General features: G+C 52.4%; 15 protein-coding genes. 9 read left to right on the top strand and 6 right to left on the bottom strand.

The window, feature by feature from the left end:
- Positions 1–111 precede the first annotated feature (111 nt).
- Positions 112–675 carry a DUF2975 domain-containing protein gene (locus ACMYSL_RS14925; RefSeq protein ID WP_434658913.1) on the bottom strand — a complete coding sequence of 188 codons (564 nt, stop codon included), beginning with the start codon at positions 673–675 and terminating at the stop codon, positions 112–114.
- 283 nt (positions 676–958) lie between these two features.
- Here ACMYSL_RS14925 and ACMYSL_RS14930 point away from each other — a divergent pair, with 283 nt between their 5' ends.
- Entirely contained in the window at positions 959–1,351 is a 393-nt protein-coding gene (locus ACMYSL_RS14930; RefSeq protein WP_434658914.1) for a VOC family protein, read from the top strand.
- A 44-nt stretch (positions 1,352–1,395) separates the two neighbouring features.
- Here the strand turns inward: ACMYSL_RS14930 and ACMYSL_RS14935 are convergent, their stop codons facing one another.
- Genes ACMYSL_RS14935 through ACMYSL_RS14945 form a run of 3 tightly spaced genes read right to left on the bottom strand, consistent with a single transcriptional unit; the run spans position 1,396 to position 3,124 of the window.
- Positions 1,396–2,004 (bottom strand): DJ-1/PfpI family protein, encoded by a 609-nt coding sequence (locus tag ACMYSL_RS14935; RefSeq protein WP_434658915.1) that lies wholly within the window; start codon positions 2,002–2,004, stop codon positions 1,396–1,398.
- A gap of 29 nt (positions 2,005–2,033) precedes the next feature.
- Entirely contained in the window at positions 2,034–2,615 is a 582-nt protein-coding gene (locus tag ACMYSL_RS14940) for an RNA-guided endonuclease InsQ/TnpB family protein (RefSeq protein WP_434658916.1), read from the bottom strand.
- 5 nt (positions 2,616–2,620) lie between these two features.
- Positions 2,621–3,124 (bottom strand): hypothetical protein, encoded by a 504-nt coding sequence (locus ACMYSL_RS14945; protein WP_434658917.1) that lies wholly within the window; start codon positions 3,122–3,124, stop codon positions 2,621–2,623.
- Between the two features lie 45 nt (positions 3,125–3,169).
- On the opposite strand from ACMYSL_RS14945, the gene tnpA reads away from it, so the two are divergent.
- Entirely contained in the window at positions 3,170–3,580 is a 411-nt protein-coding gene (tnpA, locus tag ACMYSL_RS14950; RefSeq protein ID WP_434658918.1) for an IS200/IS605 family transposase, read from the top strand.
- A gap of 264 nt (positions 3,581–3,844) precedes the next feature.
- Here tnpA and ACMYSL_RS14955 read toward each other — a convergent pair whose 3' ends face one another.
- Positions 3,845–4,471: a DUF1062 domain-containing protein gene (locus ACMYSL_RS14955; protein ID WP_434658919.1), complete on the bottom strand. Its 627-nt coding sequence runs from the start codon at positions 4,469–4,471 to the stop codon at positions 3,845–3,847.
- Positions 4,472–4,839: 368 nt separating this feature from the next.
- On the opposite strand from ACMYSL_RS14955, the gene ACMYSL_RS14960 reads away from it, so the two are divergent.
- The 7 genes from ACMYSL_RS14960 to ACMYSL_RS14990 all read left to right on the top strand — a co-directional run bounded on the left by ACMYSL_RS14960 (position 4,840) and on the right by ACMYSL_RS14990 (position 12,296).
- A complete protein-coding gene (locus tag ACMYSL_RS14960; RefSeq protein WP_434658920.1) occupies positions 4,840–5,871 on the top strand; it encodes a LacI family DNA-binding transcriptional regulator in 1,032 nt (343 codons plus the stop codon).
- 135 nt (positions 5,872–6,006) lie between these two features.
- Complete coding sequence (locus ACMYSL_RS14965; protein WP_434658921.1) at positions 6,007–6,960, top strand: ABC transporter substrate-binding protein; 954 nt, start codon at positions 6,007–6,009, stop codon at positions 6,958–6,960.
- 63 nt (positions 6,961–7,023) lie between these two features.
- The gene (locus ACMYSL_RS14970; protein ID WP_434658922.1) at positions 7,024–8,556 is read left to right on the top strand and encodes a sugar ABC transporter ATP-binding protein; all 1,533 of its coding nucleotides are present in this window, start codon (positions 7,024–7,026) and stop codon (positions 8,554–8,556) included.
- On the top strand, positions 8,543–9,562 hold the full coding sequence (locus ACMYSL_RS14975; protein ID WP_434658923.1) for an ABC transporter permease subunit: 1,020 nt from the start codon (positions 8,543–8,545) through the stop codon (positions 9,560–9,562). Before ACMYSL_RS14970 ends, ACMYSL_RS14975 begins: the two co-directional genes overlap by 14 nt.
- Positions 9,563–9,639: 77 nt before the next feature.
- Entirely contained in the window at positions 9,640–11,010 is a 1,371-nt protein-coding gene (locus ACMYSL_RS14980) for a hypothetical protein (protein WP_434658924.1), read from the top strand.
- A complete protein-coding gene (locus ACMYSL_RS14985) occupies positions 11,007–11,927 on the top strand; it encodes a carbohydrate kinase family protein (RefSeq protein WP_434658925.1) in 921 nt (306 codons plus the stop codon). Before ACMYSL_RS14980 ends, ACMYSL_RS14985 begins: the two co-directional genes overlap by 4 nt.
- A 225-nt stretch (positions 11,928–12,152) precedes the next feature.
- Positions 12,153–12,296 carry a hypothetical protein gene (locus tag ACMYSL_RS14990; RefSeq protein ID WP_434658926.1) on the top strand — a complete coding sequence of 48 codons (144 nt, stop codon included), beginning with the start codon at positions 12,153–12,155 and terminating at the stop codon, positions 12,294–12,296.
- An 18-nt stretch (positions 12,297–12,314) separates the two neighbouring features.
- On the opposite strand, the gene ACMYSL_RS14995 is transcribed toward ACMYSL_RS14990, so the two are convergent.
- Positions 12,315–12,986, bottom strand: a complete 672-nt coding sequence (locus tag ACMYSL_RS14995) for a molecular chaperone (RefSeq protein WP_434664099.1) — start codon at positions 12,984–12,986, stop codon at positions 12,315–12,317.
- Positions 12,987–12,990 lie beyond the last annotated feature (4 nt).

A 12,990-nucleotide genomic window follows, 5' to 3' on the forward strand; every position in this document is an offset into this window, starting at 1 on the left:
TCAAATAATGTATTTCATTGATTATTAAAAAATACCATAACGAGAGAGTTTGGAGTATTCCGGGTGGAAATCACACCCGGATTTATAATAATCATCGTTTATTGCAATTTTTCAAAGAAAGAGTTTATTTTCTTCATTGATCGCGGTTGCCTTTTCCAGTATTTTCGCCACTGCCATGACGCAGGCAGAAACAAAAAGCCAGGCTATTGATTGCAGCTCAAACCCGAATAATATCTCACGTTCGCCCGCGGGCTTTAGCATCGTTAGCCAATAGCTGAGCAGCGGGTCCACGACGATCGTCATCATGACCCAGGCCCCCAGTGAAGCGCCAATTTTGCGCATATGCTGTGCCGCACCGGCAGAAAAGTAGTCCCTGCGCGCATAGGAGTGAAATAGCGCCCGCAGGTGGAACAGGCTGTAGCAAAGAGGAAGCACAACCAGAAAGCTGATGACCCCCGCACCGACGGCTTGCCACCATGGTAAATCCGGTAAGCGAATGTTAAGCGTCGAGAGTAGCCGATCGGATAGCGAGAGATTGATCCCCGCCAGCTCATGGGTCAATGATATCGATGGAAAGAACAGAACGGCCGTATTCATCACGATAATCGCCACCATCAATAACAGGGTGATACTAACCATCCTTTGGCTGAACCGCGCAAGTGCATCAGTAGACATTCAATCCCTCGTGATTTCTCTGAGTAAGTGATGACAGAATACACAGAATCACTGCAAAACAATAATAATTTATCGTTTTACGATAAACAAAAAGATTAAAACACCCATTTACCATTATATTTCATAAGGTTAATTTCTTTACCTGCGTTCAAATACCTTGCCACAGATAACAACCCGCGCTGATTAATCACGATCAATGTAGAACTTTTGGCCTGCCAGGCCTCGTGTCACCGCCATAGCTGCTAGATTGACACGTTACTCAGGCGAAAAACCAGGAGGCTCCATGTTTTCCTATATCATGCCTGGCACCAACGATCTGCCTCATGCTATTCGTTTTTACGACCCGTTGATGGAAATGCTGGGACACCCGCAGAGCGGTCGGAGCGATGAAGGCGCATCATGGGGGACATTCAGCGAAAACCGCACCACCGGCCTGTGCGTTGGTAGGCCGTTTAACCAACAGCTGGCAACAACCGGCAACGGCGTGATGGTTGCGCTGAATGCGCGTTCCGTTGAACACATTCAGCAGCTTTATGCGCTGGCGCTAAGCCTGGGGGGAACCGATGAAGGGGCACCAGGACACCGCCCGCAGTACGGTGAAGGTTTCTATAGCGCCTACGTCAGAGACCCCGACGGCAATAAGCTGGCGTTCGTTTATTATGCGGATGTGCACTAAGCACGCAAAACCAGGCCCCTCTTTCTGACGCGCTTTGCATCGCATCAACCTTCAGGAAACATTCCTGATGTAAACGCCGCTCTCATCGCTGCAATCTCCTTTTCCTGTGCCGCGTCTAATGCGGCCAGCATATTGCAGGTAAAATCGACAAAACCGACGCCGTTGGCAGTCACCAGGTTGCCGTCACGCACGGAAGGGACGTTCTGGTACCGCGCTTCGCCACGATAGGCTGACCCCGCTTTGTCCTGGAGATAGGCCAGGCCGTTAGAAGTATGCGCAACTTCATCGAGAAAACCATTGGCACCTAAAAATGCCGATGCATCACAAATAGCCCCAACCACTACCTGCCGGGCAAGCGCCTGCTTGACCAGAGGCACCACTCGCAGTGCCTCTTCACCCCACCAGTTAAGCCCGCCAACCAAAACCAGGGCGGCGTAATCTTCTGGCATCGTCTGGAAGGTATAGTCCGGTAGGCAGCGAACACCACCGATAGAGGTGACAGGGCCCTCATCCGGTGCGACGATTTTGACGTCATATTGCGGTTCCCATACGCCAAATCCCCGACGTAACCCCGGCGCTAATAATGCAAACTCCCAGTCGGCATACTCTGGGATCAGCACAAACAACACTTCTTTGCGGGTATCCAAAGACATCGTTCTCTCCTTTTTGACATCCTCCCCGCCTAAAGGACGGGGATTCCTACAGCCAGACGGCAATGTCCTGCCGCGAGAATGTTCTTTGCGGCGTTAACGTCGCGATCATGAGCGGTTCCGCACTCACAACAAGTCCATTCTCTTATTCGCAAGCCTACTCTACCTTTCGGACTGTTGTCGGAGATAGCTCCGCAACACGAACAAGCCTGGGTGGAATACCTTTCGTTGACTACTTCAAACACCACTGACCGCGCAATCGCTTTGTATTCCAGTTGTGTTTTGAGCATCGCCCAGCCAGCGTCTAAAACGCTCTTAGCCATTTTGGTTTTGGCTAACTTGCTGCTGCTCACGTCGCCCACGAATATCCCCGCATGGCTGTTTACCAGCGCCGTGCTGAACTTGTGCAGGGCATCTTTGCGGCGGTTCTTAATTTTTGCGTGGATGGCGCGTACACGGGCTTTTTTACCTGCCCGCTGCGCCTTGCCTAACGCTGGTTGCAGGTCACAATAAAAACGACCAGCTACCAGCTTGCTACCATCGGATACTGTGGCGGTATCCTTTAATCCGAGGTCAATGCCGACAGCGGTCGCGCCCGTGGTATGGACGGTCACAACCTCTACGCAGATATTGAAGTACCAGCGCCCCGACTATCTTCTGAAAAGCTACCAGCGCGGAATTTGTATCCCGCCAGGCCGTAGCTATCCCAAACTTTAAAGTAGTGGCCGGCGAACTTAACGCAGCCATTCTGCCACTGCGCCTGTTTTGACTTGAACGGCACCCAGCCCAGTGAACGGCGAGCGCCACCACTAACACGCCAGCGCAGGCGGGAACGCTTAAACTGTTTGCGTGCCTTGCCGTGGTGCGCGATCACCTCCTGTACCGTAGCGCTGCCGATGGAATAGCCGCGCTCACGCTGTATACCGGTTGTCATCTTCTGAACATCAAACGCGGTTAACCACTTTGGAACCTGCGCACCAAAAGCGCCAGCGTTGCTGTATGCCGCGCTGGTTATCTCATTTGCCAGATTGAAGACCTGATTAACCTCAAAGGCCATTTGCCTCAAAATAGCGGTGTGGCGGTCTTTAATTCTGACTGATAAAGTTTTGGTCTGAATGCTCATAGCACTCTACACTACACACCTAAAACATATTTACAAGGTTGGTCTATGAGCTTGGCATATCGAACGGGGCGGCATTGTGTTTTCATGCTGCATTGTCATTTAATCTTCCTTACGAAGTATCGCGGACGTGTTTTTAATGACACGCACCTGGAAACGCTTGAGGGGATTTGTCGCAACGTTTGCAAGCTGTTTGAGTGCGAACTGGTGGAATTTAATGGCGAGTCGGATCACGTTCATATGCTGCTTAACTTCCCGCCGAAGGTGTCAATCAGCAAGCTGGTTAACAGCCTGAAAGGGGTTAGTAGCCGCAAGATGAAATTGCATCATCCAGACCTGCACAAGCCCGCCTGGAAGTCAGACGCGCTATGGTCGCCATCTTATTTCGCTGGCAGTGTGGGCGGTGCGCCCCTTGAGGTGATTAAGAAATACATTGAAGAGCAGAACCGGCCTCATTAGCGCCCTGGCGGGCGCTTCGCTCTACATCCCCTACCTCAAAGGAAGGGGCTTTCCGCGAAAACTCTGGTAAACACAGATTCCGCCGTGACGGCGTTCGGATTGCCTGGCGTCGCTCTTGCAATCGACGCAATTGGCGTGTTGTTACACGCGCTAAAACTGTATAAATACCCAGTAATAAAGGCAAGGTTATTTTTCCTCTCATAGCAACCAGAGTTAATTTTTGCGAGGCAGTACCCCGGATAGAATAACTATCCGGGGTACTGGCTATTTTCTCCTCAGGTCAGATCCTGCAGATAATGGAATACGCCTGTTCGCCAGGAGAACTTCCGTAGCGATATAAAGCGTATACCCTTCAGGCCTTAATCTTCGTGCTTTCAACGTCTTCAACGTAATACCCGCAATATCTCCCGAATCAAGGCGCTTGCGGATTTCGTTGCCGCTCAGGCCCAGATGACTGCGCAGTACCGCCAGCAAACTGACCTGAAAAGTACGTTCCAGTCTGACTCTTACCCTAACGCGAGAAGTGCGAAGAAGGCTGATTTGCCACCGCTCTTCAACAACGAATTCAGGCGAACCTGATAGCGTTGCGCCGTTGCGCCGCAGAACCTGCAGATCGTGAGAATAGTGCTGAACGGCAGATTCAGCGTTAGCGACAAGTTGCCCATAGAGTTGCGGATTGATTTTACCGATCGGCAAACGAGAGAACAGGCTGATATTCCAGGTGTAGGCACAGCGCACGCACTTATAGATACTCCAGACATCCAGTACCTTTTTTTGCGAATTGATCCGGAAGGCTCCGGATGGCGTGAAATCCTGCGCCCCATGACATGAGGGACAGCGTTTGCTAATCAGCTGGTAGCCCACAGGACTGACGTTCCATGTGACTTTCATGGTAACCCTTTTTTTAACCCATACAAAAGCGGATCCGTCTATAACGGACCGTGATTTTTTTGCGATGTGAAAAATATTTAGAGAATACTTTTCAGTGGGTTAAAAAAAGATTTCCAACGCGACTACCCTGTCTGATTGCGAACGAATAGGCCAAGAGTAACAAAATGATTGAGCGTTCAATCATGCATGAAATCAATAAATATCAAATTTCATTCACAAACCACCTTGATTACATCTTGTTCACAAAACGAGAAACCGCTCACTGATCTAACAAACCTAAACGTTTATGTTTTACATCATAAACGTTTAGGTTAATGGAATAATCGTTTATATCACCAGTTGATACACATAAAGATAGAGAGTGGAAAATGCGAAAAGCGACAATGCGGGACGTCAGTGAGGCAACAGGATTCTCAATGTTTACCGTCTCACGTGCGCTAAACGGCGGAGATGGCGTTGCGGATGACAGCCGGGAGCTGATACTCAAGGTGGCGCGGGAACTTGGCTATGTCCCTAATCGTGCAGCCCAGGCGCTACGCCGTTCCAGCAGGGATTCCGTGGCGGTTATCACCGCACACGCCTCCAACTCCTACTACCTCAACCTGATGTCCGGGATTCAGCATATGCTGCAACCTTCGCAATGGACCGTGGTTCTTGGGGATATTGCAGTAAACGGTATCTACGATCGGACCCAGGAAGATCGCATGATTAACCGTCTGATTGAATCCCGAATGGCGGGCATCATTTCGACGGTGACGCTCCATCCGGAGAGCCTGAGTCTGCTGGCTAAATGGGATATTCCGGTGGTTTTTGTCGATTCCCCTCCTCGGGGCGATCATAATTTTCCCTGCGTGACCACCGATAATTATCATGCCAGCCTGTTAGTCGGTGAACATCTGGCGCAGCACGAATATAAAAACTGGCTGCTGCTTATCTACCCCGAACGCTGGACGACACGCTTTGAACGCGAACGCGGGATCCGCGAATCGGCAGAACGCTGCGGCGCAACGCTGCGAGTGCTGGAAACCGAAAACGACGCGCATTCAGCTTCTGAAAAACTGAGTCAATACCTCGACAGCCAGGCGCAGTTGCCCGACGTACTTATTGCCGGTAACAACCCTATTCTGCTGGGGTCGCTTCAACAACTCCAGCAACGGCAAATAGCCATTCCCGACGATATAGCCCTTATTGGCTATGACGAATTTGACTGGGCGCCGCTGTTAAATCCACCGCTCACCGTACTGAATGAAAATAGTGAAGAAATTGGCAAACAGGCTGCAGAAATGCTGATCCGATTAATAAAAGAAGAAGGAAAAGGAGACACCACAACGCAACTCAGAGTGCCCGCCGAGCTGGTTGTTCGCCAGTCCTGCGGCTGTAGCAAAACGAATAAGAAATAAAAGACGCATTTTCATCTATTTAAATAATGGCTGAGCGTTCAGCCAATATTACAAAACAACATCAGGGAATTATTTCTGAGGTTCCCCCATACCTGGCCGTACCGTCATACAACGAGATAATTACAGGAGCAGAACATGACTAAACTTCACAAAGCATGGCTGGCTGTCGCGGTTACAGCGGTCATCGCCACCATGACCGGCTTTTCTCCCACCGCCAGCGCCGCGTCCCAGGAGGGCAAAAAAATTGCCCGTATTGGACTAATGGTGCAGGACATGTCCAACCCGTTCTTTTCGGCAATGGAGAGAAATGCTAAGCAAGCCGCTGGTGAGATCGGTGCCTCCATTAACGTACAAGACGCGCAGGTCGATTTGGCAAATCAGAACACCCAGATTGATGCGTTTATTCAGCAAAAAATGGATCTCATTATTATCTCTGCGGTTGACGAGTCCGGGATTGAGCCCGCAATTCAAAGGGCAAAAGCCGCGGGCATCATCGTTATTGCGGTCGATACGCCCGCTAAAGGTGCTGACGCCGCCATCATGACCAACGCCATCCAGGCCGGAGAAACCTCCTGTGAATATCTGTTCAGCCAGATGGGCGGAAAAGGCAAAGTGCTGCTGGTTGATGGAACGCCGATCCAGACGATTATCGACCGTATTAAAGGGTGTAAAAACGTCGCTAAAAAATACCCGGATATCAAAATCGTCGGTCAGCAGGCATCGCGCAACGACCGTGCTTCCGGCCTGATGGTCACCACCGATATGCTCACCGCCAACCCGGATGTCTCCGGTATTTTCGGTATGAACGATCCCTCTGCTCTGGGCGCCGTACTGGCCGTTGAACAGGCGGGCAAAGCAAGCACCATCAAAGTCACTGGCGTAGACGGCAGCCCGGAAGCAGTTGATGAGCTAAAACGCAGCGGCTCACCGTTTATCGGTACCGCAACGCAAAACCCCGGAGAAATGGTACGCCAGGCCATATCGCTTGCTCAGGATATCGTGGCGAATAAACCCGTACCTTCCCATACCATTTTAATCCCCAGCGTACTAGTCACGCGCGATAACGTGAGTAGCTATCCGGGTTGGTAAAAACATCACTTCAAGATGCGATAAACGGGATGAATTTCAGGTTCATCCCGGAGGGTAAAGACAATGGCCGACAGATCATCACAACCCCTGCTCCGGCTTGAGGGGATCTCAAAACGCTACGGCGCGACGTTGGCGCTGAACAATGTACGTTTTGATTTATTTGCCGGAGAGGTTCACGCCCTGATGGGTGAAAACGGGGCGGGTAAATCCACGCTGATGAAAATTCTTTCCGGAAATGAGCAGCGCGACAGCGGTGCCATTTTTAAAGATGGGCATGAGATTGATATACGCACACCTCGTGATGCCCGCAAGCAAGGTATCGCCATTATCCACCAGGAACTGAATACGGTTGCGGATATGACGGTGGCGGAAAATCTGTTTCTCGGTCAGGAGCCTACGACCTTTGCCGGTATTCTCGACCGGAAACGGATGTACCGGGAAGCAAAGCACAAGCTGGATCGCATCAATGCGGATATTGACCCGCATGCACCGCTCGGGTCGCTCAGTATCGGGCGCCAGCAGATGGTGGAAATCGCCCGCGCCGTCAGTGAAAACGCCAAAGTGCTCGTGCTTGATGAGCCGACAGCGGCCCTGTCGCGAACAGAAACGCTGCAATTATTTCGCTTGATTGAACAGATGCGTCAGGACGGCGTCGGGATGGTCTATATCTCACACCGCATGGAAGAAGTATGGCAGTTGGCCAATCGGGTAACGGTGTTCCGCGATGGCACCTGGATTGGCACAGAAACCATGGGCAGCGTCTCCACCACTGACATCGTACGCATGATGGTGGGAAGGCAAATTGTCGACTTGTATCAACACGACCCCCGCACGCCAGGAGATGTGCTGCTGGATGTCAGAGAACTCGCGGGTAGCGCAACCGGCCCGGTGACTTTTGACGTCAGGGCGGGGGAAGTGGTCAGCATGTCCGGACTGGTCGGTTCCGGGCGCACCGAAGTCGCCCGGCTATTATTCGGTGCCGATCCGCGAACCCACGGTAGCGTGCATATTGATGGCAAGGCGATCCATCCTTCAGACCCTACCGCCGCCATCTCAGAAGGTATTGGGATGGTGACTGAAGACCGAAAAACGCAGGGACTGTTCCTGGGGCACTCGGTTGAGCACAACATTGATATCAGCTCTCTCGATAACTTTGTCGCCAGCGGCGTCGTCAAACGTCAATCCATCCGCACGGCGGTTCTCGAACAGATGCGCAGACTTCGGTTGCGAGAAAATGCAGTCGAGCTGCCGGTCAGCGCCCTGTCCGGCGGCAACCAACAAAAAGCGGCGCTGGCGCGTTGGCTGCTACGCGACTCACGGTTGCTGATCCTCGATGAACCCACGCGCGGCGTCGATATTGGCGCGAAAAGAGAAATATACGAACTGATCGATAAGCTCGCCCGCGCCGGGAAAGCCATTCTGGTTATCTCTTCCGACCTGCCCGAGGCCATTGGGATTAGCGACCGACTACTGGTCATGCGCGCTGGCCGTATCGTTCACCAGTTACCTTCACATTCAGCAACGGAAGAAGAAGTGATGCTGCACGCAACAGGAACCTTCACCAGTCAACCCGGAGAATGCCATGGACCACAATAAACCAGTGACGGAACTGCCGGTCAACGCGCCGTTTGATTTTGCAAAATGGTGGGATCGGGTGGGGATCCTGATCGTTCTGCTGGTACTGCTGATCCTGATGTCGACCTTTGCCCCTAACTTCAATCGGGTCGATAACTTGTTGAATATTGCCAGATCGATTTCCGTTAACGCCATCCTGGCAGCAGGCATGACCTTCGTGATTTTAACCAGCGGCATTGATTTATCCGTCGGTTCCATCGTCGCCGTCTCCGGCGTGGTCTCGGTCGTTGCTGCGATGGCCGGTATCCCGGCACCGTTGGCGATTCTGGCCGGCGTCGGCGTTGGCGCTCTCTGCGGGCTGCTCAATGGCGTCCTGTCCGCTTATCTCGCCCTCGCCCCTTTCATTGTGACTCTCGGCACGATGACGTTTCTGCGCGGTATGGCCTACACCATTACCGAAGGACAACCCATTGTTTCGAGTAGTCTCAGCTTCCGTGAGCTGGGAAATGGTTATATCGCCGGTATCCCTGTTCCAGTGATTATCATGCTGGTGGTTTATCTGCTGGCGTGGTTCATCCTTGAGCGTACCCGATTCGGGCGTCATATCTATGCCGTCGGCGGCAACGCTCAGGCTGCTCGTCTGGCCGGTGTACGGGTGAAACGTGTTCTTGCCGCCGTCTATATGATTGCCGGCGTCTGCGCAGGTTTGGCTGGCATTATCTTTGCCGCGAGGGTCATCTCCGCCCAACCTACCGCCGGGACAGGCTATGAACTGGACGCGATTGCGGCGGTTGTCCTGGGGGGCACCAGCCTTGCCGGTGGACGCGGGCGGATTATCGGCACCCTGATAGGCTCAGTGATCCTTGGCGTACTTAGCACTGGGCTGATCCTGTTGAGCGTCCCCTTCTTCACCCAACTTTTAATCAAAGGCATCGTCATCATACTCGCCGTGGCGATAGACGGGCTGAAGCAGCATCCGGAGCTGTTCACCTTCTGGCGGAAAAAAGAGATCGCCCGACCACACTAACTTTCCATGTCGCTTTGTTTATCCGCCGCTCAGGCGGCGGGTTTTCGCTTGCTTAAATTCTGATGGAGTATATGGCCATGACATACCAAATTACGCTAAAAGACCCGCTCAACGGCCTTCGGGATCATGAACCCATTACGTTCACCATCCCGGACATTTTGCCAGAACCGCTGTGGTGGGCCACTGCCGAAACGGGAGAGCGGATCCTTTGCCAACGGCTTAACCATTCGGTGGTGGAAAATAGTACAACGTTCATCGCTACGGTCAGCTTTACCGGCACGCTTCGTTTACGACTTGAGCGTCCTTGCACTGATGCCGAAACCCGTGAGGCCAAGGGCATTCAAAAACTGGACGGTAAAGAGGCAGATTGCTTTGCCCGTCTTAATACCGGCTGCTTTGATCTGGAAATGTGCCGGGGAACCGCTCAGGGGGTGGGCTCATCCAAGTGGGGTCTGCGCCACTTCCGCCGCCTGGAGGACAATATCGAACTTCTTCCTTCCGGAAATAATGCCATCGGCGGATTTTACGGCCCGTTCTTTACCCCCGAAAACGGCCTGATTAACCCGCCGGAACATACCCTTGTTGATATTGAAACGATCGAAGAAGGTCCGGTCTATCATCACTATCGAATGCACGGGACGATCCCCGATGGTTTATTGCCAGAACTACGCGGCAAGCGCTTCTCTATTGACTGGAAGTTCAGTTGGAATACCCCCTGGTTTCAGCGCCGCTACTGCGTAGATGATTTTTCAACCGTGATTAACGGACGCTCGGTGACCAATAAAATTACCGTTGGCGACGAATTTGAAAGCGGCCCCGGAAAGCTGGTATTCGATCGCTTCGCGGCCCACGGCGGCACCCGCTATCGTGCAGGCGACCCCTATGCCGAAGAGCTGGTCGCGATGGTCGCCCATACCGTCACCACCTCCGAGAATCAAAGCCCTAAATTTGCCGAATTCCGCGAACAGCTTAGCGATATGGCATCTGCCCACTGGGATCTTTACTGGCGAATGTTCTGCCGCTGGGAAAACGTGCTCGATGAAGCTGAAATCCGCGAAAGACTTGGCTTAGTCCGCGCCAGAGCGCACCTCAGGGCCGATCTGAATGAACGGGAGTGGATACTCACCGATTCGCCTGTGGATGTTTCCGCCGTGCCCGATGAAACCATTTTTCCCGGTCCGGCCAGTAAAACCGTCGAATATGACTCAGCAAGCGGTCGAGCAATGATCTGGTGGACTTCTCAACCCTCCGGCGCTTTTCAGATAGTCCAGCGCCGTCAGTCAGGATGGGTCAACTGGGGAAGTAACGGCGAAAACGAGTGCCCAGAACTGCCTGTTGGGGTTGATATCAAAACTGCCTGCGGAATATTTGCCGATAACTGGATGCATATTGCCAATCAACTGGAGACGCCGCCGTACATATCAGTGAGCAAAGGAGACGACCAATGATCCTGTGCTGTGGAGAAGCCTTAATCGATATGCTGCCCTGTCGAACCCGCGAGAATGCCTCAGCATTTATTCCCTGCGTCGGCGGTGCGGCGTTTAATACCGCGATCGCATTGGGTCGCCAGGGAATGCCGGTGAGCCTGTTTTCCGGTCTCTCAAATGACTTTATGGGCGATATGCTGCGCCAGTCTCTTGAAGCTTCCGGGGTTGATTTCTCACCTTCCACACGAGCGCCGCTGCCGACGACGCTGGCCTTCGTCAGGCTGGTACACGGACAGGCACGCTATACCTTTTACGATGAAAACAGCGCGGGCAGAATGCTGGCAGAAAGCAATCTGCCCAATTTGGGCGACGACGTTACCGCCGTTTTATTCGGCTGCATCAGCCTGATAGCTGAACCGTGCGGCAGCGTTTATGAATCATTGATGGTGAGAGAAGCCCCGCGCCGGGTGATGTTCCTCGACCCCAATATCCGTGAAATCTTTATCCAGGACCGGGAGAAGCATCTGGCCCGTATGATGCGGATGATAGCGCTGGCGGATATTGTCAAACTGTCGGATGAAGACCTTGCCTGGTTTGGCGAGCGCGCAAGCGAAGATGAGGTTATTGCCCGCTGGCTGACGTTGGGTCCAAAACTTATCGTTGTGACCCGTGGTGCGGATGGTGCTGATGCGTGGACGGCTAACTTCAAACTGCATGTTCCCGGCGTTAGCGTGCACGTTGCTGACACCGTCGGTGCCGGAGATACGGTCAATGCCGGGATTTTAGCCAGCCTGTCTCAGGCGCAATGTCTTGAGAAAAGCAAGCTAGTGACACTGTCACGCGAACAGGTGCGTCATGCCGTTGACCTCGGTATGCGGGCGGCGGCAGTGACGGTCTCAAGGCCTGGAGCGAATCCGCCGTGGGATCATGAACTTTGAATTCTGATTAATCTTTTATCGGACGCGGATGATGGTCTGAAATAGCCGGCTATATACAGACCATCAATATTATTTATTAAATATATTAATTGGAGTCCAATTATTGAATGAAACCTAAACCAGCGTAATTTATTAATGGATATTGTCGTCTAATCCATTAATATCAGATGATTAGTTCATTTTCTGCCGACATCGCCGACAGACATCAAAGACAGGACGTCATCAATGAAAAAGAAAAAATGGTTCAATCGCTTGCGCAACACATCCATCCCGGAAAACAAACTTCGTCCGGCGAAATGGCTTGCGTTTCTTGCCGTCCTGCTACTCCTGGTACAGCTGGCAGTTGAATCGCTGTTGCTATCGGAATAAACGTTGCTATATCAGGCGTTACCGAGCCTCAGCGCAGGCATTCCCTAGCGTAAAGTAACGTTGATTGGCCACAACGAACTTTCTGTTTTTCCCGCTCAAGGCAGCATCGAGATAGCGTTCGCCAGGCAGCATATAAAACTGCGTGGAGCGTTCGTCATCACCTGCGCATCCCTGGTGAATAATCACGCGGAAAAACGTATTTCCGCTATTGTGAAGTATCCCCTTTTGCTCATCAAGCTGCCATTCAAGCCGCTGCTGGCGCGGCCTGACCACCAGAATGGTGCTCATGGCCACCACCGGCAAGACATCCATCTTTTGCGGCGTATCCCTGAGCGGCAATAGCGTCATCGGCGTCTCTTTAAACACCACCCGATAATAACGTTCCTGGTTATCCTCAGGACCTTTGTAATAGAGGCGGAAATATTCACTGCTTCCCGGCGGTAAATTGAAACGCAGCGGCGCGTAGAGCAGCTCGCCCTGATTGGGCAGAACCGGTTCATCCCCCGCACCGGGTTTCGCAATTTTCCATGCGGAGATCGTGTACATATTATTGCGCGGCGTGTCGTTATACAGCGGCTGTGAGATAAACGTCTGGTCAGAGGGCATCTCATAAATTACAGCGTTAAAAAACGCCCCCGATACTGCCAGCGGCGCGACGGCCACCAGCATGACAGGCGCTTGCGTTCGCATAGCC

It is taken from the genome of Klebsiella sp. MISC125, assembly GCF_051131775.1.
Taxonomy (GTDB): Bacteria; Pseudomonadota; Gammaproteobacteria; order Enterobacterales; family Enterobacteriaceae; genus Klebsiella.